The sequence below is a fragment of the Rhizobium brockwellii genome (assembly GCF_000769405.2).
In the GTDB taxonomy this organism is placed as follows: Bacteria; Pseudomonadota; Alphaproteobacteria; order Rhizobiales; family Rhizobiaceae; genus Rhizobium; species Rhizobium brockwellii.
On record NZ_CP053439.1, the window covers coordinates 798,889 to 820,536 of the forward strand.

The 21,648-nt window shown below is 61.4% G+C and carries 27 protein-coding genes, 1 pseudogene and 1 riboswitch; of the genes and pseudogenes, 13 read left to right on the forward strand and 15 right to left on the reverse strand.

Features of this window, described 5'->3' with window-relative positions; genetic code table 11:
- Nucleotides 1–27 precede the first annotated feature (27 nt).
- Both RLCC275e_RS04020 and RLCC275e_RS04025 read left to right on the forward strand, forming a co-directional pair.
- Nucleotides 28–897 (forward strand): SDR family oxidoreductase, encoded by an 870-nt coding sequence (locus RLCC275e_RS04020; protein ID WP_033182824.1) that lies wholly within the window; start codon nt 28–30, stop codon nt 895–897.
- Nucleotides 898–930: 33 nt separating this feature from the next.
- Nucleotides 931–1,404: an SRPBCC family protein gene (locus RLCC275e_RS04025; protein ID WP_033182825.1), complete on the forward strand. Its 474-nt coding sequence runs from the start codon at nt 931–933 to the stop codon at nt 1,402–1,404.
- A gap of 65 nt (nt 1,405–1,469) precedes the next feature.
- On the opposite strand, the gene RLCC275e_RS04030 is transcribed toward RLCC275e_RS04025, so the two are convergent.
- Nucleotides 1,470–2,162, reverse strand: coding sequence for a type 1 glutamine amidotransferase domain-containing protein (locus tag RLCC275e_RS04030; RefSeq protein WP_033182826.1), 693 nt, complete (start codon nt 2,160–2,162; stop codon nt 1,470–1,472).
- A gap of 121 nt (nt 2,163–2,283) precedes the next feature.
- Between RLCC275e_RS04030 and RLCC275e_RS04035 the strand changes: the two genes are divergently transcribed.
- On the forward strand, nt 2,284–3,216 hold the full coding sequence (locus RLCC275e_RS04035) for a LysR family transcriptional regulator (protein WP_033182827.1): 933 nt from the start codon (nt 2,284–2,286) through the stop codon (nt 3,214–3,216).
- Between the two features lie 192 nt (nt 3,217–3,408).
- Here RLCC275e_RS04035 and RLCC275e_RS04040 read toward each other — a convergent pair whose 3' ends face one another.
- The 6 genes from RLCC275e_RS04040 to RLCC275e_RS04065 form a co-directional block, all read right to left on the reverse strand.
- On the reverse strand, nt 3,409–3,783 hold the full coding sequence (locus tag RLCC275e_RS04040) for a VOC family protein (RefSeq protein WP_003557411.1): 375 nt from the start codon (nt 3,781–3,783) through the stop codon (nt 3,409–3,411).
- Nucleotides 3,784–3,892: 109 nt separating this feature from the next.
- Entirely contained in the window at nt 3,893–4,513 is a 621-nt protein-coding gene (locus tag RLCC275e_RS04045; RefSeq protein ID WP_171816961.1) for a glutathione S-transferase family protein, read from the reverse strand.
- On the reverse strand, nt 4,506–4,991 hold the full coding sequence (locus tag RLCC275e_RS04050) for an SRPBCC family protein (RefSeq protein WP_033182828.1): 486 nt from the start codon (nt 4,989–4,991) through the stop codon (nt 4,506–4,508). Before RLCC275e_RS04050 ends, RLCC275e_RS04045 begins: the two co-directional genes overlap by 8 nt.
- Nucleotides 4,984–5,316 (reverse strand): ArsR/SmtB family transcription factor, encoded by a 333-nt coding sequence (locus RLCC275e_RS04055; RefSeq protein WP_033182829.1) that lies wholly within the window; start codon nt 5,314–5,316, stop codon nt 4,984–4,986. The genes RLCC275e_RS04050 and RLCC275e_RS04055 overlap by 8 nt, the downstream gene beginning before the upstream one ends.
- A gap of 294 nt (nt 5,317–5,610) precedes the next feature.
- Complete coding sequence (locus tag RLCC275e_RS04060) at nt 5,611–5,931, reverse strand: DoxX family protein (RefSeq protein WP_033182830.1); 321 nt, start codon at nt 5,929–5,931, stop codon at nt 5,611–5,613.
- 1 nt (nt 5,932) lies between these two features.
- Nucleotides 5,933–6,313, reverse strand: coding sequence for a DUF4267 domain-containing protein (locus RLCC275e_RS04065; RefSeq protein ID WP_033182831.1), 381 nt, complete (start codon nt 6,311–6,313; stop codon nt 5,933–5,935).
- Between the two features lie 130 nt (nt 6,314–6,443).
- Here RLCC275e_RS04065 and RLCC275e_RS04070 point away from each other — a divergent pair, with 130 nt between their 5' ends.
- The 3 genes from RLCC275e_RS04070 (at nt 6,444) to RLCC275e_RS04080 (ending at nt 8,184) form a co-directional block, all read left to right on the forward strand.
- Nucleotides 6,444–7,037, forward strand: coding sequence for a TetR/AcrR family transcriptional regulator (locus tag RLCC275e_RS04070; protein ID WP_033182832.1), 594 nt, complete (start codon nt 6,444–6,446; stop codon nt 7,035–7,037).
- Between the two features lie 309 nt (nt 7,038–7,346).
- Entirely contained in the window at nt 7,347–7,709 is a 363-nt protein-coding gene (locus RLCC275e_RS04075; protein WP_033182833.1) for an ArsR/SmtB family transcription factor, read from the forward strand.
- Nucleotides 7,690–8,184, forward strand: coding sequence for an SRPBCC family protein (locus RLCC275e_RS04080; protein WP_033182834.1), 495 nt, complete (start codon nt 7,690–7,692; stop codon nt 8,182–8,184). Before RLCC275e_RS04075 ends, RLCC275e_RS04080 begins: the two co-directional genes overlap by 20 nt.
- 23 nt (nt 8,185–8,207) lie before the next feature.
- Here the strand turns inward: RLCC275e_RS04080 and RLCC275e_RS04085 are convergent, their stop codons facing one another.
- Nucleotides 8,208–8,942 (reverse strand): phosphotransferase enzyme family protein, encoded by a 735-nt coding sequence (locus RLCC275e_RS04085; protein WP_033182835.1) that lies wholly within the window; start codon nt 8,940–8,942, stop codon nt 8,208–8,210.
- 115 nt (nt 8,943–9,057) lie between these two features.
- Nucleotides 9,058–10,989 (reverse strand): adenylate/guanylate cyclase domain-containing protein, encoded by a 1,932-nt coding sequence (locus RLCC275e_RS04090; protein ID WP_033182836.1) that lies wholly within the window; start codon nt 10,987–10,989, stop codon nt 9,058–9,060.
- Nucleotides 10,990–11,408: 419 nt separating this feature from the next.
- On the opposite strand from RLCC275e_RS04090, the gene RLCC275e_RS04095 reads away from it, so the two are divergent.
- A complete protein-coding gene (locus tag RLCC275e_RS04095; protein WP_171816962.1) occupies nt 11,409–11,879 on the forward strand; it encodes a hypothetical protein in 471 nt (156 codons plus the stop codon).
- Between the two features lie 130 nt (nt 11,880–12,009).
- On the opposite strand, the pseudogene RLCC275e_RS04100 reads toward RLCC275e_RS04095, so the two are convergent.
- Nucleotides 12,010–12,380 (reverse strand): annotated as a pseudogene (locus tag RLCC275e_RS04100) (DUF308 domain-containing protein); the annotation flags it as partial.
- A gap of 49 nt (nt 12,381–12,429) precedes the next feature.
- A riboswitch (Fluoride riboswitch) is annotated at nt 12,430–12,506 on the forward strand.
- An 86-nt stretch (nt 12,507–12,592) separates the two neighbouring features.
- Here RLCC275e_RS04100 and RLCC275e_RS04105 point away from each other — a divergent pair.
- From RLCC275e_RS04105 to RLCC275e_RS04115, 3 genes are all read left to right on the forward strand, one after another.
- Nucleotides 12,593–14,413, forward strand: a complete 1,821-nt coding sequence (locus tag RLCC275e_RS04105; protein ID WP_033182837.1) for a voltage-gated chloride channel family protein — start codon at nt 12,593–12,595, stop codon at nt 14,411–14,413.
- A gap of 85 nt (nt 14,414–14,498) precedes the next feature.
- Complete coding sequence (locus RLCC275e_RS04110) at nt 14,499–14,936, forward strand: EamA family transporter (RefSeq protein WP_033182838.1); 438 nt, start codon at nt 14,499–14,501, stop codon at nt 14,934–14,936.
- A 207-nt stretch (nt 14,937–15,143) separates the two neighbouring features.
- On the forward strand, nt 15,144–15,719 hold the full coding sequence (locus RLCC275e_RS04115) for a dual specificity protein phosphatase family protein (RefSeq protein WP_082229827.1): 576 nt from the start codon (nt 15,144–15,146) through the stop codon (nt 15,717–15,719).
- Nucleotides 15,720–15,779: 60 nt separating this feature from the next.
- Here RLCC275e_RS04115 and RLCC275e_RS04120 read toward each other — a convergent pair whose 3' ends face one another.
- The 4 genes from RLCC275e_RS04120 to RLCC275e_RS04135 form a co-directional block, all read right to left on the reverse strand.
- Complete coding sequence (locus RLCC275e_RS04120) at nt 15,780–16,358, reverse strand: DUF308 domain-containing protein (protein WP_033182840.1); 579 nt, start codon at nt 16,356–16,358, stop codon at nt 15,780–15,782.
- Nucleotides 16,359–16,581: 223 nt separating this feature from the next.
- The gene (locus RLCC275e_RS04125) at nt 16,582–17,211 is read right to left on the reverse strand and encodes a hypothetical protein (protein ID WP_033182841.1); all 630 of its coding nucleotides are present in this window, start codon (nt 17,209–17,211) and stop codon (nt 16,582–16,584) included.
- A gap of 70 nt (nt 17,212–17,281) precedes the next feature.
- Nucleotides 17,282–17,872, reverse strand: coding sequence for a TetR/AcrR family transcriptional regulator (locus RLCC275e_RS04130; RefSeq protein WP_033182842.1), 591 nt, complete (start codon nt 17,870–17,872; stop codon nt 17,282–17,284).
- 64 nt (nt 17,873–17,936) lie between these two features.
- The gene (locus RLCC275e_RS04135; RefSeq protein ID WP_033182843.1) at nt 17,937–18,764 is read right to left on the reverse strand and encodes an oxidoreductase; all 828 of its coding nucleotides are present in this window, start codon (nt 18,762–18,764) and stop codon (nt 17,937–17,939) included.
- A gap of 79 nt (nt 18,765–18,843) precedes the next feature.
- Between RLCC275e_RS04135 and RLCC275e_RS04140 the strand changes: the two genes are divergently transcribed.
- Nucleotides 18,844–19,782 carry an AraC family transcriptional regulator gene (locus RLCC275e_RS04140; RefSeq protein WP_033182844.1) on the forward strand — a complete coding sequence of 313 codons (939 nt, stop codon included), beginning with the start codon at nt 18,844–18,846 and terminating at the stop codon, nt 19,780–19,782.
- Nucleotides 19,783–19,891: 109 nt separating this feature from the next.
- On the opposite strand, the gene RLCC275e_RS04145 is transcribed toward RLCC275e_RS04140, so the two are convergent.
- On the reverse strand, nt 19,892–20,494 hold the full coding sequence (locus tag RLCC275e_RS04145; RefSeq protein WP_033182845.1) for a TetR/AcrR family transcriptional regulator: 603 nt from the start codon (nt 20,492–20,494) through the stop codon (nt 19,892–19,894).
- A 51-nt stretch (nt 20,495–20,545) separates the two neighbouring features.
- Here RLCC275e_RS04145 and RLCC275e_RS04150 point away from each other — a divergent pair, with 51 nt between their 5' ends.
- Together RLCC275e_RS04150 and RLCC275e_RS04155 are read left to right on the forward strand one after the other, a co-directional pair.
- A complete protein-coding gene (locus RLCC275e_RS04150) occupies nt 20,546–20,995 on the forward strand; it encodes a VOC family protein (RefSeq protein WP_033182846.1) in 450 nt (149 codons plus the stop codon).
- A gap of 194 nt (nt 20,996–21,189) precedes the next feature.
- A complete protein-coding gene (locus RLCC275e_RS04155; protein WP_033182847.1) occupies nt 21,190–21,588 on the forward strand; it encodes a hypothetical protein in 399 nt (132 codons plus the stop codon).
- Nucleotides 21,589–21,648: the final 60 nt, after the last annotated feature.

The following is a 21,648-nucleotide window of genomic DNA, read 5'->3' on the forward strand; positions in this document are numbered from 1 at the left end:
TCAAGCAACCCAACACGGAGAAAGACCATGACCATTCTCGTTACCGGCGCCACAGGCAATGTTGGCCGCCAAGTCGTCGAACACCTCGTCAAGCGCGGCGCCGATGTCCGTGCTCTTGTCCGCGACCCGTCGAAAGCCGAATTCCCGGCTGGCGTCAGCGTCGTGCAGGGCGACTTCCTCGACGTCGACTCGCTGCGTAACGCCATGTCAGGCGTGTCGACCCTTTTCCTGCTCAACGCCGTGGTGCCGGACGAATTCACCCAGGCTTTGATCGCGCTGAACGTCGCCCGATCGGCCGGCATCGAGCGGATCGTCTATCTCTCGGTGATCCACGCCGACCTCTACGTGAACGTGCCGCATTTCGCCGGCAAGTTCGGGGTCGAGCGAATGATCGAGCAGATGGGTTTCAATGCGACGATCCTGCGCCCGGCCTACTTCATCCAGAACGATCTGACGGTCAAAGACGTCATCACCGGCTACGGCGCCTACCCGATGCCGGTCGGCGCCAAGGGTCTCGCCATGATCGACGTCCGTGATATCGCCGAGATCGCCGCCCTTGAGCTGCTGCGCCGCGAACAGTCTGCAGAGCCGCTGGCGCTCGACCGGATCAACCTGGTCGGTCCGGAGACGCTGACTGGGGCGGATATCGCCGCCATCTGGTCAGACGTGCTCGCCCGCCCGATCCACTATGGCGGCGACAATACCGAGGGCTTCGAGCAGAATCTCAAGCAGTTCATGCCCGCCTGGATGGCCTACGACATGCGGCTGATGGGCGAGCGCTTCCTGACCGACGGCATGCTGCCCGAGGCCGGTGACGTCGAGCGCCTGACAAAGCTGCTCGGCCGCCCGCTGCGCTCCTATTCCGCCTTCGCCGCGGAATCTGTTGCTTCCGCCTGAGGCAGCAACAGCGATCCCAAAAGGACGATCACCATGATCTATTCCGCAGCCACAGTTCCGGTGAACCCGGAAGGAGAAACCCCTTTGACGCACGCTGAGGCCTGGCGAGGTCTCGAACACAAGGCACGCGACGCCCGGCTCTTTCTTCCCGCCGGTCTCTGCACCCGCTGCGACGTCGTCGAGGAAAGCCCGACCCACTTCGTGCGCGAGGCGACAATTGCCGGGCAGGATCTGCGCGAGATCATCACTCTCGAACAGCAAAGCAAGGTCACCTTCTTTCAGGCAACGGGGCCACGCGAGGGAGCGATCATCAACGAGCTCTTCGAGGATGAAGAAGGTGCCTTGCAGCTGCGCTTCTACTGCTATCTCGGCCTGCGCGGCAAACAGCCGAACGGCCCGGAAGAGCAGGCCGAGCAGGCACAATTCGATGGCGAAACGGGCTACAAGGCCGCACTGCTGTCGACGCTGAAGCGGACCCGCCAACTGCTGGCAGAGGGAAAGCTCTGATCATCGCCGCAACACAAGCAACAGAGCGGCTGGTCCTGGGTTTATCCCCGACCAGCCGCTCTGTGTCAGGCGGCCTTTGCCGCCGTCACGGCGGCGAGCAGAATGCCGGCGGTTTCCACCGATGAGCCGGGGTTCTGCCCGGTGATCAGCAGGCCGTCCTTCACCGCATAGGACGACCAGTCATCGCCGCTGGAATAGACGCCGCCGTTCTCCTTCAACATGTCCTCGACCAGGAACGGCACCACCTGGGTGAGGCCGACGCCGTCTTCCTCGGAGTTCTTGAAGCCGGTGACTTGTCTGCCCTGAACCAGCGGCGTGCCGTCCAAAGCCTTGACGTGGCGCAGCACACCCGGCGCGTGGCAGACAAAGGCGACGGGCTTGCCGGCCTGATAGAGCGATTGGATGAGGGCGATCGAATTCCTGTCTTCCGCCAGATCCCAAAGCGGGCCATGGCCGCCCGGATAAAACACGGCGTCGTAATCGTCATGGGAGACCGAAGCGAGCTTTACGGTCGAGGCGAGCACGGCCTGGGCATCCGGGTCGGCATGGAAGCGGCGGGTCTGGTCGGTCTGGAAGCCCGGTTCGTCGCTCTTCGGGTCGAGCGGCGGCTGTCCGCCCTTCGGCGATGCGACGGTGATATCGGCGCCGGCTTCGAGGAAGGCATAATAGGGGGCGGCGAACTCTTCGAGCCAGAAGCCGGTCTTCCGGCCGGTATTGCCCAGTTGGTCGTGCGAGGTGAGAACCATGAGGATTTTCATCTGGAGATCCTTTCGAGACAGATGTGATCGGTTGCTTTCGATGAGGGGATCATGCCTCGGCGGCTCTCATTCCTGAAATTTATTTCTTTGATTTCAGATATGCGTTCGGCAATATATCTGGATGAAGTATGACCTCAACCTCCTGCCTGTCTTCGTGGCGCTCATGGAAGAGCGCAATGTCACGCGCGCAGCCGAACAACTGGGCATGACGCAGCCGGCCGTCTCCAACGCCTTGAACCGCCTTCGCGAGACGCTGCGCGATCCGCTGTTCATCCGCGAGCGCTATGGCATGAAGCCGACTGAGATGGCAGAGACACTTGCTCCAGTGATCCGCGGAGCCTTGGCGAGCCTCGATGACGTCATTCTCGGTCAGCAGGCGTTCGATCCGGCGCGGGCGACACGGCAGTTCACCATCGCCCCCAACAGCTACGTTGAGTTTGTCCTGATGCCGGTGATCGTGGCGCGGCTGCGCGAATGCGCTCCCGGGATCAGGCTGCGCCTGACGCCCTTCGGCAATGATCTGGCCGAGACCGGCGCGATGTCAGGAACGACGGAAATGGTGCTCGGCCGGATCGTCGAGCCGCCTGATAACATGGTCGTGCAGCATCTCATGGACGATGGACTGGCCTGTGTCGTGCGCAGAGATCATCCCGAGATCGCCGAAAGCATCTCCGAGGAACAGTATCAGCGGATGCGGCATGTCAACGTGCTTCCGCCTGGCCGGATGCGCGTCGGCCTGTTCCAGATGCTGCAGCAGGCAGGTCTCAGGCGCGACGTCTCGGTCTCCGTCACCCATTTTCTGGCCGTCCCTGAAATGGTTGCTGTCACCGACTATTGCGCCACGCTGCCCCGGTTGATCTGCCATCGCCTTGCCCGCGACCCGCGTCTCAAAGTCCTGCCCGCGCCGGTCGATCTCGGCAGCTTCCCGGTAGAGCTGGCATGGCATGTCCGCTACCGAAACGATCCCGCCCATCGCTGGTTGCGGTCATTGATATCAGAGGTGGCAAAAGAAGTCTCCGACGCTGCGGTGGCAGAAGCGATGGCTGGGAATTGAAAACGGGTTTTCGGTCGCCGCGGGCGCCACGCCGACAATGCTGCTGACGGGAAGCGCAATCAGGACGGCGCTCAATATCTCCATCCCGCGGGCCATGATGCCCCACCAGCGCGGATAGTCCCACCGAGCGAAATCGCCTCTCGCCTCTTGAGCATCGACCACGCTGTCCAGTAGGCGCTGCTGAAGGCTAACTCATTTCGTCGGCTGCGATCGTACGGTCAGTTTATTTCCGTCAGGATCGCGAAGATAGGCGACGAATGACCCGTTCGGACGTTCCCGTGGCGGGCTCTCGATCGCTGTGCCACCATGCGCAGTACCGGCGGCATGCCACGCTAGAACATGGTCGGGGCTCGCGGCGGCGATACCGATAGTCCCGCCGTTGGCTACGGTCGCCGGCTTGCCATCAATTGGTTTCGTGATCATCAGCCGACCTCCCTCGTGGGCATAGATCAGTCTGCCTCTTGCATCCATTTCGCCGGGCTTGCCTCCCAAAGCAGCGAACGTGGCGTCGTAGAAGTTTCTGGCCCGCTCCAAGTCGTTACTTCCAATCATCACGTGGGTGAACATGCTTCATCTCCAGTAAGGTAGCCAATAGATCAGTGGCCGATCTCGATAAATTCACGTGCCTTTGCCAACGCCTTTCACCCTGGCAAAATGGTTCTTCGCCCGTGCCCTCTTAGACCGGGAAAGGGTTTCGCCACGCATCCAGTTCTTCAAGCCGTCCGTACCACGTTTGGATATGCCGAAACTCGGCGAGTGGAATCCCGGCGGCGGTTGCAAAAGGAAGTGCAGCGGCCAATGCGAAGTCTGCCACAGTCAGTGTCTTCCCGACGGCGACGCTGTTCTTGGCCAAATGATCGTCGAGCACGCGAGCGTGGAGCCGAAAACTCGTCTTCGCATCGTCGATCACGGCGACGTCAGGCTCCCCGCCGAACAACGGCTTGATCAAGGTTTCAAACCACAGCGTTGCCCCGTGCCGGGTGAAATGACTGGCATCCCAACTCAACCAGCGCAGCACGTCGATCTGCCGGTGGTCATGCGGCCAGAAATCCGATGCGACGCTGTCAGACAGCCTGCACATGATGGCGTTCGCTTCCCATAAAGTTCCCGCATCATCCTCCAGCACCGGGACTTTCCCGTTCGGGTTAAGCGCCAGGAATTTTGGACTGCGCTGTTCTCCGCTTGCCAGGTCAACCCTGACGAACTCGACATCGGCTTTGAGAAAACGAGCGGCGGCGCAGGCCTTCCGGGGATTGAGCGTCTCGCAATAATAGAGCTTCATCGCCACCTTAGGCATGATCCGGCCCTTCGGATTCAGTCCCGAGAAACAAGCTCAAGCGCTCGAGACTTTGCGACCAGCCGTCTTCGTGACCCTTTAGTGACGATGCGCTATCAAATCCACTCTGTCGAAACGTCATTTCGGTGCCTCCGTCGCTTTCCCTGAATGTGATGGTGACGACCGTTTCCGGGCTGTTTTCGCCGGTTGCGAGCTCCCAGGCATGTGTGAAGACAAGCCTGTGCGGCGGCTCGACCTCCAGATATTTTCCGCCGACCCAATGCTCTTCTCCATCTGGGGCGATCAGACAGGCGCGGTGCCTGCCGCCGGGCCAGGCTTCAAGCTGGTCGCCTACCGCCTTGAAACCGTGAGGACCGCACCACTGTGCGAACGCTTTCGGGTCGGTCCATGCCCTGAAAACCAGATCGCATGGGGCATCAAACCTTCGGACAAGAACCAGGTCGCGGGTATTGTCGGTATCGGTCTCTGGATTAGTCATTGTCGTATCCTTGTACCTTGGACAGATAGTCATCGAGACGATCAAAGCTTTGATCCCAGAAGCGTCTGTAATCGGCGACCCAATCGGCAACCGTCTTCAACGCGGCCGGCTCGAGGACGCGGGGACGCGAATTCGCTTCACGGCCGGAGCGGATCAATCCGGCCTGTTCCAGGACCTTGAGATGCTTTGATATGGCAGGCTGAGACAACTCGAAGGGATCAGCGAGTTCAGCCACCGTCGCCTTGCCGTTCGCAAGCCGCCCAAGAATTGCTCGCCTCGTGGGATCGGAGAGTGCGGAGAAAATCGCATCAAGCTTGTCGTCCATATATCACCACCTAGCTATATAACCGTATGGATATATTCTACGCAGCGTAATGTCAACGGTTTTGCATGGGCGAAATCACGGGACAAAAATCGGTGTTGATGGCTCCCGATCATGTCGGGATACGTCGCTGTTCCCAGAGCAGACGCCACCCCGCGCTCCGTCGTCCTCGGGCTTGACCCGAGGATCCACTCTGGCCTCCTCGATCAGCAGCGGGCATGGATCCCAGGCTCAGGGCCTGGGATGACGGAGGGTAGGGGGCGGGTTGCACACGCCTGTCGGTGAAAGCGGTCGTGCTCAAGATGAGATCGCGGCAACAGCAATCAAGGTGACAAAGACGCTGAGCGGCGCCAAGTGTGCATGGTCGCGGTGGCGGAGAACAGTGAAAACCGCAGCCGCGATGATGACTGCGCCGAGCGCCACTCCGACAATGCGGCTGACGGGAAGCGCAATCAGGACGGCGCTCGATATCTCCAGTCCACCCGTCACGATGCCCCACCAGCGCGGATAGCCCCACCGGGCGAAATCGCTTCGCGTCCCGGACGTGCCGATGGCGTTGACGAGGCCTGCGCCGGAGAAGGCGGCGACCAGGAACCAGATTGAAAGAACGTGAACCATCTTAGTCGGCCCCGATCATCATGGGGACTGCAACCAGGACCATGATCATTGCCGTCAGGCCGTGAATGCCGAAGGCGCTTTTGGTGGAGCCTTTCGCTGCGAGAATGAGCAGCATGTCGCCTGCGGGGATCATCGCTTCGATCAAAAGCACGATGCCGACCTCCCGTTGGGAACCCCACATCATGAACGCCAGCACGAGTAATCCCGCGACGATATCGCGAACTCCCTTCAGGCGGAGCCACCAAGCGACGTTTGGGCCATCTTCGGGAAGCGGCAGGCCGAAACTGCGCATCATGGTCGTCGGGCTGGCAATATAGCCGGTGCCGATCGCGATAATAGCGAGGGCGAGCAACAACCCGGCCCCGTTGGCAAACCAAAGCATGAGACAATCCTTCTATCATTGATATAAAAAATAGCAACGCTAGATAAAGGTGCCTTAGCATTGCTAGTTAGTCAAGCATCGATATAATCTGTGACGGGAATTGGCCCTGCAGCGGCATGGAGATTGAGCAATGGGGATCGCAGAGCGAAAAACGCGGGAAAGGGCTGGGCGGGAAGAGCGCATTGTCGCGGCAGCACGTGCCGTCGCGGAGAATGAAGGATGGGATGCCGTGACGATCCGCCGCCTGGCCAAGGAAATCGAATACAGCCAGCCGATCCTCTATTCGCATTTCGCCAACAGGGACGCCATCGTTGCAGCGGTCGCAGTCGAGGGCTTCAAGGAGCTTGCAACCGTTCTGCAGGATGCGGCGGGCGCGGCGAACGGGCAACGAGAGTCCCTCATGGATGTCGCCATGGCCTATTTCGCCTTCGCCTTCAGCCGGCCTGCACTCTACGAGGCGATGTTTATCCTGCCCACCCAGCTGCAGTTCGCCGAGGCGGAAACGAGACCGGAACTTCGGGCCGGTTTCGACGCCATTGCAGCAGCCGTGTCGCCGTTCTGTGCCGATGTGGAGATCGCGACCGAGACCTTCTGGGCCGCCCTTCATGGGCTTGCCGAGCTCGAACGTTCAGGCCGCATCAGGCCCGGCATGCGTGACAAACGCATCGCGCTTGTTGTTCAGGCGATCGTCGATGCAGGAAGCAACGCGCCTATGCGGGGCTGATGACATTCCGTCGGATGACGCATCGGCTACCGGATGTGGACCGCGCATCTTCAACGGAGAGCCGTCGCCGATCATGTCCGGCTACGTCGCTGTCCTTGCTCCAGACGCCACCCCACGCTCCGTCCTCCTCGGGCTTGACCCGAGGATCCACTCTCGTCTCGATCAGCAGTGGGCATGGATCCCAGGCTCAGGGCCTGGGATGACGGAAGGTGGGGCGGCGACTTCCATGCCGAGATATCTGCGCCGCCAGCCTGAGGCCGATCTCGGCCGCTTGCATGGCGCCGATCTGCGTGCTAAACACTGAACTAGATGGTTCAGTTTTCGACAACTCGCCTTGATGCCTCCTTTGCCGCGCTCTCGGACGCCACGCGACGTGGCGTTCTGGAGCAGCTCGGGAGCGCGGATGCTTCGATCACGGAGCTCGCAGAGAACTTCCACATGACCCTCACGGGCATGAAGAAGCACATCGGTGTGTTGGAGCAGGCGGGGCTGGTGACGACGGAGAAGGTCGGGCGTGTGCGGACCTGCAGGCTGGGCACACGCGGGCTCGAGGAAGAGGCGGCATGGATCGAAGCGCGCCGCCAGATCTGGAATGCACGCTTCGACGCGCTTGATGACGTCATCGAGGCCCTGAAACGGAAGGAGAAAGTCGATGGGGGACAGAGCGAGTAACGGCCGCACGGCGGTCGAACGGATATCCGAACTTGAACTCGTGGTAACGCGCACCTTCAACGGCCCGGTTCGCCTCGTATTCGACGCGTGGACCAAGCCGGAGTTGTTCAAGCTGTGGTGGGCGCCGAAGTCGATGGGCGTGCCCCTGCTTTCCTGCGAGATGGATGTTCGCACCGGGGGCAGCTATCGCATCACGTTCGGACACGGTGCCGCCGACGCCATGGCCTTCTTCGGCAAGTATCTCGACGTGTCGCCGCCATCGCGCCTCGTCTGGACCAATGACGAAGGCGGGGAGGAGGGCGCCGTCACCACGGTGACCTTCGAGGAAGAGAACGGCAGGACGCTGCTGATGCTGCGGGAACTCTATCCCTCGAAGGAAGCGCTCGACCAGTCTTTCGTCGGCATGGAAGACGCGATGCCCGAGCAGTTCGAGCAGTTGGATGAACTTCTCATCACGCTTAGCGCGAGCATGTGACAGCCCGCCTTCAACTCAATTGTTTAGACCGCCCGAACCTCGGCAAGCCGCTTGACTGCGTATTCGTCCTGCCAGCAGATGGCGGCTTCCCATGCGGCTGAAGCTTGCGCGGCGATGTCATGTGCGCCGTCGTCGAGATCGGCAGCGTTGTCGGGCAGCACCAGGTCAAGGTCGGGGACGTCGACATGTGACTCATCCCAGTCGATCAACGCGACCCGATCTGCGGTGATGCGGACGTTGCCGGGGCTGTTGGGATTGCCGTGGACAACACATGTCTGACGCCCGATGAGCCGCGCCCACGCTGCTCGACATCGAATAACGCCCTCAGGCGGCATCGCGGCAAGGTTGATCCTCGTTCCGGTCTCAGTATGCAGGAGGTCGCTCGACGATCGCCAACCCGGGCGCTGCGGCCAGCCCTGCGTCAGCCGATGCAGCTCGCGCAGCGTGTCGGCGACGCGACGCCAGTCGGACGCCGTCTCGGGCGGTCCGCCCTCCATGTATTTCATCACCACCAGACCGTTTGCGAATAGCCGGCCGTCGGTCGTCGGTATCGGCACCGGAACGGTCATGCCTTCACGGTCGAGGTATTGCAGCAGCTCTGCTTCCCATGCAAGATCAGCGTCGCTCCTGGAGCCGAGACGAGCGACCGCGATCTGCCCGTGGACGCGAACGCTCCACACGTCGTTGGCAACGCCACCCGTGAGCCGTTCGATGCGAACCGCGTCTTCACCCCATTGCCCGAGTGCTTCCCATCCCATTGGCGATACCCTTGGCGGCCATGATTAAATTGACCGAAGAAATAGAGAAAGTTTACGACGCCACAAAGGCCGCTGGCGGCGCGAAGCTGCCGTTGGTCGCAACCCGAACGCTCATTCATTCCGTTGCCCTCCGGCTTTCCCCGACAAGTTCCCATAAATCGACCTTCTCGGCCCGCCCCTTGAGCTGCACCAGGCCAAGCGGGCGAAGGGCGAAGCGATCGGCGACAGCCTCGTGGATGGCGGCGCTCACCAGGATCGAGGTGTTGAATTCCTTGTTCAGTCCTTCCAGCCGTGAGGCGACATTGATCGTATCGCCCATGGCCGTGTACTGCTGCCTGGAAATCGCGCCGAAGCTGCCGACCACCGCCGGTCCGGTGTGCAATCCAAATCGGGTGATGAGCGCGGGACGGCCATTCCGGCAGTTGGCTTCATTCAACTCGTCGACCGCTGCTTTCATGGCAAGCGCGCATCGGCAGCCGTTTTCGGCATGTCTGGCATCCGGAACAGGGGCGTTCCACATGACGAAAATGGAATCGCCGAGATATTGCACGACAGTCCCGCCATTGCGCTCGGCGATGGTGTTCAGCAGTTCGAAATAGGCCGACAGCGTATCGACCACGTCCTCGGGCGAATGTTGCTCGGATATGGTGGTGAAGTCCCTGATGTCGGTGAACAGCACGGTCACATCCTGCCGCTGCGCCTTGACGGCAGTTCTTGCCTTGGGATCGATGATCCGCCTGACGACTTCACGCGGAACATAGAGGGCAAACTGGCCGATGGCGTGGCGGCTTGCCGCCAGCGCGCCCGCCAGCGTGTTGATCTCCGATATGAAGGAATGGGATACGCCTTTCTCGCCGACGTCGAGATCGCCGATCCTGCGCGCCTCGTCGGCGAGGCGATAGAGGGAGCGGCTGACCATGCGCGAGAGCATCACCGAGGCAGCAACGCCCGCAATCACGAAGGCGGCCGCAATCAGGAGATTGTGCAGGAGCAGCCGATTGGCCTCTGCCACCAGATCTTCCAGGGGCACGACGATTGCGGCAACGCTTCCCTTGAACAGACCGGACACGCCGACGGGGGCGATCTGCAGGATCTGGCGTTCGCCATCGAGATCGATCCGCACAACGCCGCCGTTTGCAAAGGCCGGATCCCGCCTGAGCCTCGCCACCGTTTCGAGGCTCGTGTCGTAACTGTCTGTCGTCGTATCGACGGCAACGGCGCCATCGGCATTTTTCGACCATATGCCGAGAAGCCTGTTCATGATTGCCGGGTCGGAATGGGCGATCAGATCATCGGCATCATCGATGATATAAGCCCGCGCCCGCGGCGAAATCTCCTGCGCATCCAGCAGGCGGCTGACAGTCATCAGGTGGATGTTGATGCCGACGACAACCTGATCGTCGTCTCTCATCGGTGCTGCGATCGTCAGCGTTGGAAGCTGCAGCGTTCCCGCAACATACGGTCCGACGGATACTTCCTCGCCGTGCTGGATGACGGATTGGTACCAGGGGCGTTGCCGCGGATCGAATGATGCATAGTCGACGTCACGCTCGGCGATCGGCCTTGCCTGGCGGTCGAGGAAGCGAAACGTCGATACGACGTCCGGCCCCTGACTGCGTGCTATCATGCGGATCGCAAAAGCCGTGCCATCGGGTGCTGCGAGGATCCGGCGGACATCCTGCCTTTGCGTGTTGATGACCTGCAGATACGAGCCGTCAGGATAGCCGGTGTAGACGCTCGTCGCGTTGGGGACGTTTCTGAGAACCTCCAGAAAGAATTGCTGTTTGGCCGTGATATCCTGGGGAGGCGGGGAGGTGAGCTGCGGCAGGGTCGATGCCAGTGCCACCGCCTCGGTGCCGCCCTGCAGCGTATTGCGGTACCCCTCGATCAGCCGCAGGCTCATCTCGCGCATCTGCTGCACGCCCGCACTGACCGCAGCATCGCTCCCTTGCCTGAACGCCAGCCAGATGATCGGCGTCGACGTGCAAAGCAGCGATGCGACGACCAGGACGCCGAGATGCAGTCTTAGGGGTTTGGACCAGTGCACGAGATTTCCCCCGAAATGCGGACACGTCTCAGCACACGAGGCATAGCCAACGATGGCAGCTAACTGCTTTTTGAAAACTTACACAAGGCGGTGAGTGCGGTCACACCGCGCTGCGCGTCTCGGTAGAACAAGATCACCGACCGCGCCGGTATGGAACTCGCTTTTGGACACCGCATCTCGATCAGCAGCGGGCATGGATCCAGGCTCAGGCCTGGCTGCCCCTCACCCTAACCCTCTCCCCGTAAAACGGGGCGAGGGGACGTGGCAAACGCAACGTCGAGGTTGGGGGAAGCCGGTGCGGCATGTCCCTTCGCCCCGTTTACGGGGAGAGGTGCCGGCAGGCGGATGAGGGGCTGGTCCGTTTCAGCCTCACGCAATCAACGCGAAATAGACATGCCTATGCATAAGGAAAGACACCGATGCCGAAAGCGCTCCTGAACCCGCATATGCGACTGTGCTTCACAGCAATTCTTGCTTTATTGGCTATTGGTCTAAGGCCAGCAGCCGGAACGCCCCAGTGCCCTCCTCAGAATGAGCTGCTGGCGAAAGCGAAGATCGTGGTGGAGGCGCGCGTGAAATCGCTGTCGATCGGCGAATCCGGTTTGCTCCTGGCGGAAGGCGTTCCGACGCGCATGATACGGGTGGATTTGGCGATCAAGCGAGTTATCAAAGGCAAATACCCCGGAAAGGAGGCAATCGTGTACGGAGCCGCGCTTCCTCCAGGGCCGTTAAGCGAGCTGACCATGATGGCGTTGATTACCGGGCTCGGTGGCGACGACACCTTCGAATGGGAGCTTGCACGCCAAGAAATAGGAGATGGTGCGGCGTACTTTTCGATGAATGCCTGCAGCTATTACAAATTCCCAGTTTATAACGTTGGTCCCGACTGATCGATGGATTCACATCGCAATCGGCGCACGACGCGCCTCACCCACAATTCATGAAATGACAGGAGATAGGCGGCGCCGGCGAGCGGTTCGCCGCCGCTCGCCGCCCCGGCACTTTCCCGCCCCAGCCAGCTCAGGCCCGCTTCCGCCGCATCTGCGTGACGCTCCGCCAGACGGCCGACACCAGGAAATAGCAGGCGCCGAGGCCGGCATAGCCGGCGATGTTGGCGATGGAGGGTGGTTCCGGCATTTGCGCCTGGGCGATGAAGAAGGCGCCTGCCACGGCGGATTGGCCGCCGCTGAGGATCATCGCCCACTGGCCGCCATTGGTCTTCCAGCGCCGGGCAGCGGTTCCAAGCTGCAGCAGGCCGGAAAGATCGGCCACAGGCCAAAGACGCCGAGAACCCAGTTCATGCTCATCGTCAGGGCGACGATCACGGCAGCCGTCGTCGCCGAACTGACGGCGACGTTGATCGCATGGCTGCGGTTGTTTGCCAGTCGTGACCGACGGAACGGCTCGACGTTGACAGGCCGCCCATGCATGACATATGCGTTTCGGAACGGTAATGGATTCTGCCGGGCATCACGCCGAACCGCTTCCCCGATGAAGCTGATGACTCCTACTCAACGCGAACCACGCGAAGGAGTAGAGTCGTGTCTGGAATTCATCTGTCGTATCCCCATTTGATTGCCGTGCTCGATGGAGCGGCGCGCCTATGACGCCCGCTTCGATATTCGGTCTTCGTTTGCAGCAAATCCGCAGCCTGGCAAAATGGATCGCCGTCGTTGTTCCGATGGCGATTGCCGTTGGATCGCTCGTCGCCCTCTTCCTGTGGAGCCTCGATCGGGCGACGGAACTGCGCTTCGAATATCCATGGCTGATCTACTGCATGCCGTTCGCAGGCTTTGCCATGGTCTGGGCCTACGGCAGGTTCGGCAAGGCTGCCGAAGGCGGCAACAATCTTATCGTCGATCAAATCCATGAACCGGGCGGCGGCGTGCCGCTGCGCATGGCTCCGTTCATCCTGGTGACCACCGTGCTGACACACCTTGTCGGCGGCTCGGCAGGGCGAGAGGGAACAGCCGTCCAGCTCGGCGGCAGTCTGGCCAGCGCCTTCGGCAAAGTCTTCAAGCTGACCCCTGCCGATGTCCGCATCCTCCTGATGGCCGGGATCGCGGCGGGCTTCGGCGCGGTCTTCGGCACCCCGATCGCGGGTGCGGTCTTTGCGCTGGAAGTGCTCACCATCGGCCGGATGCAATACGAGGCTCTGCTTCCGGCACTCTTGGCGGCCGTCATCGCCGACTGGACCTGCCATGCCTGGAGCATCGGCCACGTTCACTATTCCATCGCCTATCTTGGCGGCGTCGGAGAGGCGGCCGGCTTCCATCTCGACGCTCTGCTTATGCTCAAGGTGGTCATTGCCGGCGTCGCCTTCGGGTTGGCAGCCCATTTCTTCGCGGAATTCTCGCATTTCGCCTCGTCTGCCTACAAGGCGATTCTGCCATACGCGCCGCTGCGTCCGGTGCTGGCGAGCACCATCCTCATCGGCCTAGTCTCCTGTCTCGGAACCACCGAATATCTCGGCCTCGGCGTCTGGTCTCCCAATCCGCAGGACGCAACGATCCTCGGTTTCTTCCGCCCCGACCACATCGACGACTGGAGTTGGGCCTGGAAAGGGCTGTTTACCATCGTCACCCTGAGCGCAGGTTTCAAGGGTGGCGAGGTCACGCCGCTTTTCTTCATCGGCGCGGCGCTTGGAAGTGCGCTCGCCGGTGTGCTTGGTGCGCCGCCGGACCTGTTTGCGGGCCTCGGCTTCGTGGCGGTGTTCGCAGGGGCCACCAACACGCCGCTCGCCTGCATGATCATGGGGATCGAACTGTTCGGAGCGACACACTCCGTCTATCTCGCGGTCGCCTGCTTCGTCGCCTATCTCTGCAGCGGCCATTCCAGCATCTATCTCTCGCAGCGTGTCGGCGTGCCGAAGACGGCCGTCGCCAATGACATCCCCCCGGACATTTCCGTTCGCCACATGCGCGACATGAACGCAAAGGCCATGGGCGATTTGATGAGCCGCGTGCGGCTGCGCTCCCTCCGGACAACCGCAAACCTTCAGGAAAGGCCAATCGTTATGACCAGCCACAAGCTCTCCTCCCGCGAGATCGGGATGATCCGCATTTATTTGAAGCCGCGCGAGAAGGCTGTCGGCAAGGGCGGATGGTTCGGCGGCGGCAAACCGCTCTACCGGGAACTGGTGATGCAGGCCAAGGCCGCCGGCATCATGAACGCCGTCGCCCACCACACCCATTTCGGCTACTCGAACAGCGGCAAGCTTCAGGACGAAGGCTTCGAGATACCCAATCCCGACCTGACCATGTGCGTCGAACTGATCGCCGACCGTGGCCAACTCGAAGAGTTCTGCCGCACGCATGGGTCGATCCTGACGAACAAGGTGATCATCTACAAGCACATCGAGCATTGGGATGTGCTGGGTCACGAAATCGCCACCGACGAGGCTTTGAAGCAAGCCGCCCTTTGAGGAGACCGGAATGATCCATCTGGTCGTCGTCTTCTTCCGTTTGTCGGGCTATTGATGATCCGGTTCAGCGGACAGGGAATTGAGCATGAAGAACTTTCTCACGAGCTGGCCGTTCTGGGCGTTGCTTTCGGCGGGATTTGCAGCCCTGACGGCGATCTTCGCGAAGGTCGGCGTCGAGAATGTCAATTCCGATTTTGCCACCTTCTTCCGCACCATCATCATCCTGATGGCGGCTGGCCTGATGCTCTCCATCACCGGAAACTGGCAGGAGCCGTCGTCGGTTTCGCCGCGAAGCTGGCTCTTCCTCGTCCTATCCGGCCTTGCCACAGGCGCGTCGTGGATTTGCTATTTCCGGGCCCTCAAGCTCGGCGATGCCGCGCGCGTGGCCCCCATCGACAAGCTGTCCGTCGTCTTCGTCTCGGTGTTTGCGGTGCTGTTCCTCGGAGAACGATTGTCGCTGCCCAACTGGCTCGGCGTGGCCATGATCGCGGGAGGAGCCGTGCTTGTCGCCTACCGGGCTTGAGATCAACAATCAGCAGGGAGCGAGCCGGAAGAAGCCGATCGACAACGTCATCTTCCGGTTCGAGACCGCCTGGCGGCGAGGGAACCCGCAAACGAGCCGTCGGGAATTCAGGTCGCTCCGCACCGGTCGGGAGCAGGACTGTGAAAACACAGGTCGAGAATGTGAAAAACGCAAACCATGCCGGGAAACGAAGCGAGGACCTCCAGATTGAAGCAGACTCTTAGACAATTGGCAAAACGGGCCGGCCTTGCAGTCCTCGGCACCTCGGCACTCCTTGGAAGCTATCTCGGATATCTCCAGCTGTCTGGAAATTTTGCACCAGTGATCGCAGGCGAAGTATACCGGTCGGCGCAACCCTCACCCGCGGATATCCGCGAATATGCCGCGCGCAATGGCATTCGTTCCATCATAAACCTTCGGGGCGAGAACGTGGGAAAGGCCTGGTACGACGAAGAAATAGCGGTCTCCAAGGAATTGGGCATTACGCATATCAACTTCGGTATGAGTGCCCGTCGGGAGCTCGATCAGAACAAGGTCGAAGAGTTGCTTGCAACGATGCGGAGTGCTCCAAAACCCGTCTTGATCCACTGCAAGGCGGGTGCAGATCGCACGGGTCTGGCTTCCGCCCTATACCTCGCGGCTGTCGCCAAACAGGGAGAGCAGGCGGCAGAGGGCCAAATCTCGTTCTATTTTGGGCACATCTCACTCCCGTTCATTCCTGAATACGCGATGGACCGGACATTCGAGGCCATGGAGCCGATGCTCGGCCTCATCAGCAACTGAGCAGAGCGGACTTCAGTATGCCAAGCTCGGACGTTCCGTGCCGGTCGTCGCACTCGCGGCTCAGGCCCGCTTCCGCCGCATCTGTGTGACGCTTCGCCAGATGGCCGAGACCAGGAAATAGAAGGCGCCGAGGCCGGCATATCCGGCGATGTTGGCGATGGACGGCGGTTCCGGCATTTGCGCCTGGGCGATGAAGAAGGCGCCTGCCACAGCGGATTGGCCGCCGCTGAGGATCATCGCCCACTGGCCGCCATCGGTCTTCCAGCGCCGGACAGCGGTTCCAAGCTGCAGCAAGCCGGAAAAGATCGCCCATAGGCCGAAGACACCGAGAACCCAATTCATGCTCATCGTCAGCGCGACGATCACGGCGGCTGTCGTCACTGCGCTGACGGCGACGTTGATTGCCTGGCTGCGGTTGTTTGCCAGGCCGCCGTTCCGCGTTGCGTCGATGAGGTTGGCGGCGGCATCCCAGGCCGGGTAGAGGATCAGCAAGGCGGCCGCGACGGCGAGCGACTGGCGGCCTGCGGTCAAGGCTGTGGCGACCCAGATGGCGGAAAAGGCTGCGCGGGTGAAGTAATAGCGCGTCAGCCACTCTTGCCTGTCGCCAGACGCGACGGTGGTTTGATCGGTGGTCATCATGATCTCTTTCCTGTGTGTGATGGTTTGGTCTGATAGGGGCGGCTCGCCGTCATGAGCGGTGTCGTCCGTCATCGAGATTGGGTTTCACGGAACCGCCCCGGCACCGCCGGGCTGCTGTCCGGTGTTCTCCGTCGTTCGAGTCCATCGCCTGCAGTTCAGGCGACATTCCCTGGTAAATCGCCGGTCGAACCGGGGGCGGCCCGGCCGACCGGCGACGACGTGGTCACATGGGCGGGACCACGCCATTCTTTCCGACAAGTACCTGATGGGCGAGGGGCCCCGAGGCAGCCTTCTCGGCGGGGATGAAGACGACGGCGCCGGGAATGAGATCGTCATTTGTGGCCGGAGCGATGGTGACGACGGGCGTGCCGTCCGGAATGGCGATCTTCTTTTCCTTGCCGTGATAGGAGACAGTGACGGTGCGGCCATCGACGCCCTTGACGGCATCGGCGACGGTCGCATTGGTCATGCTGCTGTCGGGCTTGAGGTCCCAACCGTAGCTGCCTTCACCCGCACCCTTCATCGCCGGCGGGAAGATCAGCACCTCAAGCGCGCCGTCACCGCCGCCTGCGCTCGGCAGCGATGCGATGCCGACGAAGTCGCCCGGCTTGATGTAGGTGACCGCAGCATTTGCAACGCTCGCCAGTTTCCAGCCGTCGGCGAGGGTGACATCGACGGTCTCTCCTTCGCGGGTCTTCACCTTGAGAACAGAGCCGCGGTAGGTGACGATGCTGCCCCTGACATGGACCTGCTCGGGTTTCTGGTCTTCGGCATGGACCGGCGTCGCCGGGAGGGCCGCCGACGCGATAGCGGTGAGCCCCAGGAGGAGGGCGGGGAGAATGGTCTTGATCATGTCGTTCTTCCTACTAGTTGGTAGTTTCACTGAACGTCGTTATCGCTCCGTGCTTTATTCCGCCCGGAACTTATCGAGCGGCGGTCGGAGTGAGCCGCTGCAAGGTGGGGGCCAGAATGGTGGCGAAGACCTCCGGGGTCCCGTAGGCCCGGGCCGACAGCATGGCGCCGTGAACGGAGGCCATGAAGGCTTCGGCCTCGACGCGCGGTTCGCTCGACAGTTTCAAACTCCCGTCCTGAGCGCCTCGCTCCATGACCGAGGTCAGCCATGCCGACGCAAAGCGAAAGAACGCCTTGACCTCGGCCGCGACCTCCGGCGGCAGCGCCGGCAGTTCGCTCGCCAGCAGGGCGCAGACGCAAAAGGGCCGGCTGGCATCCTCGATGCATTGGGCCCAATGACCCGCATAGGTTTTAAGGAGTGCGAGCGGATCTCGCACCTGTTGCTCCAGGCCGGCGATACCCGCCTCCGCGTCTTCGCGATATCGCACCACCAGCGTCCGCACCAGGTCGGTCTTGCTGGGAAAGTGGTGATGGATGCTCGCCTTGCGGATCCCGACGACGGCAGCGATATCGGCATAGCTGAAGCCGTTATAGCCTCCGGTCATGATCAATGCTCGGGCGGAGGCCAGGATCTCGTCGGATGTCGTCGAAAGATTGCTCATGAGATTTATCTACCTTCCAGTAGGAAGGTTGTCAAGCAGCATGCGGAATTTCCGCCGTCAGCCGTCAGCCGTCGGTCGAGACGGTGACGGATTTCCACGCCTCGATCTCCTGCTGCAGGCGAACGATCCTGTCCGACACGTGCTTGAGGGCGTCGCTGCCGAGCAGAAGCTGCGGCGGCGGATTGTCGGATTCGATGAGTTCTAAAACCGCCGCGGCCAGTTTGGCGGGTTCTCCGCGCTGCTTGCCGCTGACGGCCTGCCGCGCCTCGCGGATCGGATTGAAGAGGGCATCATAATCGGCGATCGACCGCTCGGTGCGGACCATCGATCGTCCGGCCCAGTCCGTCCGGAAGGAGCCGGGGCAAAGGGTCGTCACATGCACCCCGAACGGAGCCATTTCCGAACGCATCACTTCCGATATGCCCTGGAGCGCAAATTTGCTGCCGCAGTAATAGGCGATGCCGGGCATGGTGATCATGCCGCCCATCGAGGTGACGTTGACGATGAAGCCGCGGCGTCGCGCGCGAAACCGCGGCAGAAATGCCTTGGCGACGGCGACGGCGCCGAAGACGTTGACGTCGAACTGCCGCCGCATCTCTTCGATCGGCGACTCCTCGAGCACGCCCTCGTGGCCGTAACCCGCATTGTTGATCAGCGCGTCGACCGGCCCATGCTCGTCTTCCGCGTCGGCGACGACATCATCGATGCGGTCGAACTCGGTGACGTCGCAGACGACCGGCCGCAGGCCAGGCAGGGTTTTGGCGAGCGCCGTGCGCGACGCCTGCGAGCGCACAGTGCCGATCACCATGTGGCCCGCCTGAAGGGCCGCAGATGCAATGGCGAGCCCGAAGCCGGAATTCGATCCGGTGATGAAGAAGGTCTTTCGTGACATCAACGATACTCCTTGATTGAGGATAGGAATTGACAAATAGTATGGAGAAACCGGCGCATCGATTGCAGATTCTCTCAAAATGTTGCCAAATCCTATGAATGGTGATCGCGGCCTATCCAGGCGAGGGGAGATGGTCGCCTTGGCCGCACGTCTCGCTCTCCGTCACGGATATAATCCGACCGCTCTTGCTTCCGTTCGCATATTGCGCACCGAAGCCGTGCTCCACGACATTCCGGTCCTCTATCAGCCGGGCGCGGTTTTCGTCCTTCAGGGGAGCAAGCAGGGCATCCTCGAAGGTGAGGTCTTCACTTATGACGAGGAGCACTATCTGGCGGTGTCGCTGCCCGTTCCGTTTCGGATGACGTCGATGGCCAGTCCCGAGCGGCCCTTGCTGGCGGTCTATGTCGAGTTCGATATGCAGATGGCTGCCGAGATCGCACTACAGGTGGAAGAGCATGCCGAACTGCCAGGCGACGAGCCGAGAAGTCTCGTGTCGAGCAGGATGTCCGGTGATATCGAGGATGTCCTGCTGCGCCTGCTGATGGCGTTGCGCAGCAGCGTTGAGACGGATGTGCTTGGCGCCGGCCTTCTGCGCGAACTGCACTACCGGGTCCTGGTCGGTCCGCAAGGCGGCGCGATGATCGCCGCTCTCCAGCAGAAAGGCAGATCCGGAAAGATCATCCAGAGCCTGGCCTGGTTGCGGGAAAACTATGGCCTGGAGATCGCGGTCACCGATCTGGCAAGAGCTGTCGGCATGAGTGTTCCGTCCTACCACGTCCATTTCAAAGGTCTGACCGGCAGCAGCCCGATGCAATACGTCAAAGCGATGCGGCTTCACGAGGCAAGATTGATGATCGCCCGCCAGACGAGAACGATCGCCGAGGTCGCGGCTTCGGTCGGCTACACCAGCCCGGCGCAGTTCAGCCGCGATTTCAAACGGCATTTCGGGCGCACGGCGTCGGAGGAGATCAAGTGGGTCCAGCGCCATCTTGGCGAACTGGGGGACGATCACGGCTAAAGCATGTCTCGCAAAAGTGTGCAGCGGTTTTGCGGCAAAGACATGCGGAAAACAAAGACTTAATGCGCGGGCCAAGCGAATGTCCCTCGCCCATCGCGACGTGACGGTCTCACGCGCCCGATGGTGCAACGGCCTGCAACGCGGTCCTGACGATCGCATCGCCGAACTCCGGCGAGACCGGGCGATGGCCGACGAGCAGCCGGAAGAAGACCGGTCCGTAGATCATGTCGAGCAGCACCTCCATATCAAGCGGCGGAACGATCTCTCCCCGAGCCAGAGCCTCCTCCAGAATGACACGACCCGCGTTGCGGCTCGACAGGATCACCTGATTGCGGAAGGCCTTGGTGAATTCGCTTTCCGGGTCGGCGGCCGCAAGTGCCATCGTGATCTGCCGCCCGCGTGTGCTCGCAAAGGCAGTCACCAGTCCGCTCATCTGCGCGCCGAGAGCCGCCTGCGCCGTGCCCCCTCCAACTTCCGCTTCCGGTAGCCGGTTGACCAGAAGAGCGGCCATCGCCAGTTCCTGCGCATTGGCCCAGGAGCGGTAGATCGTCGGCTTGCCGACGCCGGACCGCGCCGCCACGGCTTCGATGGTCATGCGGCCGAAACCTTCGGCCATCAGGATTTCATGGGCGGCCTCCAAGGCACGCCTCTGCGCGGCAGCGCTTGGCGGCCGCCCTCGTTTCTTCGGTGTTGCGTTACTCTCTTGACTCATATCTTTACGATACGTAACGTTAATGAAGAACCCAGTCAAGGAGGATCATCCATGCCGAGTTTTGCCCGAAAAGTGAGCGCCTACTTCATCGTCAAGGATGCGGCACGGGCCATCGATTTCTACAAGCAGGCTTTCGGCGCCACGGAAGTCTTCCGCATGACCGATCCTTCTGATGGGCGGATCGGCCATGCCGAGCTGCGTTTCGGAGAGACGCTGATGATGTTGGCAGACGAATATCCTGATTTCGGCGCCCTGTCTCCCGATGCCATCGGAGGCTCGCCGGTGACCTTCCACATGGACACGGTTTCGACCGACGCAGCACTGGCGCAGGCACTGTCGGCCGGGGCGACGATGTTGCGCCCGGCGACCGACCAGAGTTTTGGCGAGCGGGTGGCACAGGTGCTTGATCCCTTCGGTCATCGCTGGATGTTGTCGCAAACCATCGAACAGGTCACGCCTGAGGAGATGCAACGCCGCTGGAACGAGGACATGTCGGCGTGACTGCCGCAGCCCTTGAATCGCTCGAGGAGGCCGGTGGCCGGCGTCCGTCCCGAGCGGCTGCACCATTTCTCTGGCGGTTCACTGAAAGGCAGCTCACACCAAAATATCCGTCTTGACTCTCTCGGTTGTCAGAACATAATAAGAACATCGGCGCGGCGGCCGCCATCTGAAAACCGAAGATGTGGAGAGCGGATATGCGTGAGCAGCCGATCGGCGAAGCCGTGGAAGATGATGCTTGGCCTGCAAGTGATGTGATGTGGCCGCCGGAGAAGGAGATTGAGGTCTCCGAGGCGCATGCAAGCCTGGTCAAGGCCGTGGCGGGGAGCCGAGGCGTGAGATATTTCACGGCCTTCATCATCGACATCCCCAGCGATACCTGTCTTGGCGATGTCCAGATGGCGATCGACGAGGCTGCCGGCGAGGCCTGCGGCATCCTGCTGACGCAGCATGTCACCGGCCGTGACGCCGCAACAGGCGAGCCGGTTCTGACCGAGGAAGCCACGCGACCGTTCAAGTTTCCCTGCGGCGAGGGCGTCGCGAAAGCCATATCGGTATTCTGCAGCAAACTCAAAATGGCGGGCATCTTCGCTTGAGCGCCGCCATGCAACGCTTCCAGCCGGATCTCTCGAAAACGCCGATGCATCGTCGCCGCG

Coding starts and splice junctions, on each gene's coding strand:
- RLCC275e_RS04020 (WP_033182824.1), top strand. CDS start 28: ATGACCATTCTCGTTACCGGCGCCACAGGCAATGTTGGCCGCCAAGTC.
- RLCC275e_RS04025 (WP_033182825.1), top strand. CDS start 931: ATGATCTATTCCGCAGCCACAGTTCCGGTGAACCCGGAAGGAGAAACC.
- RLCC275e_RS04030 (WP_033182826.1), bottom strand. CDS start 2,162: ATGAAAATCCTCATGGTTCTCACCTCGCACGACCAACTGGGCAATACC.
- RLCC275e_RS04035 (WP_033182827.1), top strand. CDS start 2,284: ATGAAGTATGACCTCAACCTCCTGCCTGTCTTCGTGGCGCTCATGGAA.
- RLCC275e_RS04040 (WP_003557411.1), bottom strand. CDS start 3,783: ATGTTCACCCACGTGATGATTGGAAGTAACGACTTGGAGCGGGCCAGA.
- RLCC275e_RS04045 (WP_171816961.1), bottom strand. CDS start 4,513: ATGCCTAAGGTGGCGATGAAGCTCTATTATTGCGAGACGCTCAATCCC.
- RLCC275e_RS04050 (WP_033182828.1), bottom strand. CDS start 4,991: ATGACTAATCCAGAGACCGATACCGACAATACCCGCGACCTGGTTCTT.
- RLCC275e_RS04055 (WP_033182829.1), bottom strand. CDS start 5,316: ATGGACGACAAGCTTGATGCGATTTTCTCCGCACTCTCCGATCCCACG.
- RLCC275e_RS04060 (WP_033182830.1), bottom strand. CDS start 5,931: ATGGTTCACGTTCTTTCAATCTGGTTCCTGGTCGCCGCCTTCTCCGGC.
- RLCC275e_RS04065 (WP_033182831.1), bottom strand. CDS start 6,313: ATGCTTTGGTTTGCCAACGGGGCCGGGTTGTTGCTCGCCCTCGCTATT.
- RLCC275e_RS04070 (WP_033182832.1), top strand. CDS start 6,444: ATGGGGATCGCAGAGCGAAAAACGCGGGAAAGGGCTGGGCGGGAAGAG.
- RLCC275e_RS04075 (WP_033182833.1), top strand. CDS start 7,347: ATGGTTCAGTTTTCGACAACTCGCCTTGATGCCTCCTTTGCCGCGCTC.
- RLCC275e_RS04080 (WP_033182834.1), top strand. CDS start 7,690: ATGGGGGACAGAGCGAGTAACGGCCGCACGGCGGTCGAACGGATATCC.
- RLCC275e_RS04085 (WP_033182835.1), bottom strand. CDS start 8,942: ATGGGATGGGAAGCACTCGGGCAATGGGGTGAAGACGCGGTTCGCATC.
- RLCC275e_RS04095 (WP_171816962.1), top strand. CDS start 11,409: ATGCCGAAAGCGCTCCTGAACCCGCATATGCGACTGTGCTTCACAGCA.
- RLCC275e_RS04105 (WP_033182837.1), top strand. CDS start 12,593: ATGACGCCCGCTTCGATATTCGGTCTTCGTTTGCAGCAAATCCGCAGC.
- RLCC275e_RS04110 (WP_033182838.1), top strand. CDS start 14,499: ATGAAGAACTTTCTCACGAGCTGGCCGTTCTGGGCGTTGCTTTCGGCG.
- RLCC275e_RS04120 (WP_033182840.1), bottom strand. CDS start 16,358: ATGATGACCACCGATCAAACCACCGTCGCGTCTGGCGACAGGCAAGAG.
- RLCC275e_RS04125 (WP_033182841.1), bottom strand. CDS start 17,211: ATGATCAAGACCATTCTCCCCGCCCTCCTCCTGGGGCTCACCGCTATC.
- RLCC275e_RS04130 (WP_033182842.1), bottom strand. CDS start 17,872: ATGAGCAATCTTTCGACGACATCCGACGAGATCCTGGCCTCCGCCCGA.
- RLCC275e_RS04135 (WP_033182843.1), bottom strand. CDS start 18,764: ATGTCACGAAAGACCTTCTTCATCACCGGATCGAATTCCGGCTTCGGG.
- RLCC275e_RS04140 (WP_033182844.1), top strand. CDS start 18,844: ATGTTGCCAAATCCTATGAATGGTGATCGCGGCCTATCCAGGCGAGGG.
- RLCC275e_RS04145 (WP_033182845.1), bottom strand. CDS start 20,494: ATGAGTCAAGAGAGTAACGCAACACCGAAGAAACGAGGGCGGCCGCCA.
- RLCC275e_RS04150 (WP_033182846.1), top strand. CDS start 20,546: ATGCCGAGTTTTGCCCGAAAAGTGAGCGCCTACTTCATCGTCAAGGAT.
- RLCC275e_RS04155 (WP_033182847.1), top strand. CDS start 21,190: ATGCGTGAGCAGCCGATCGGCGAAGCCGTGGAAGATGATGCTTGGCCT.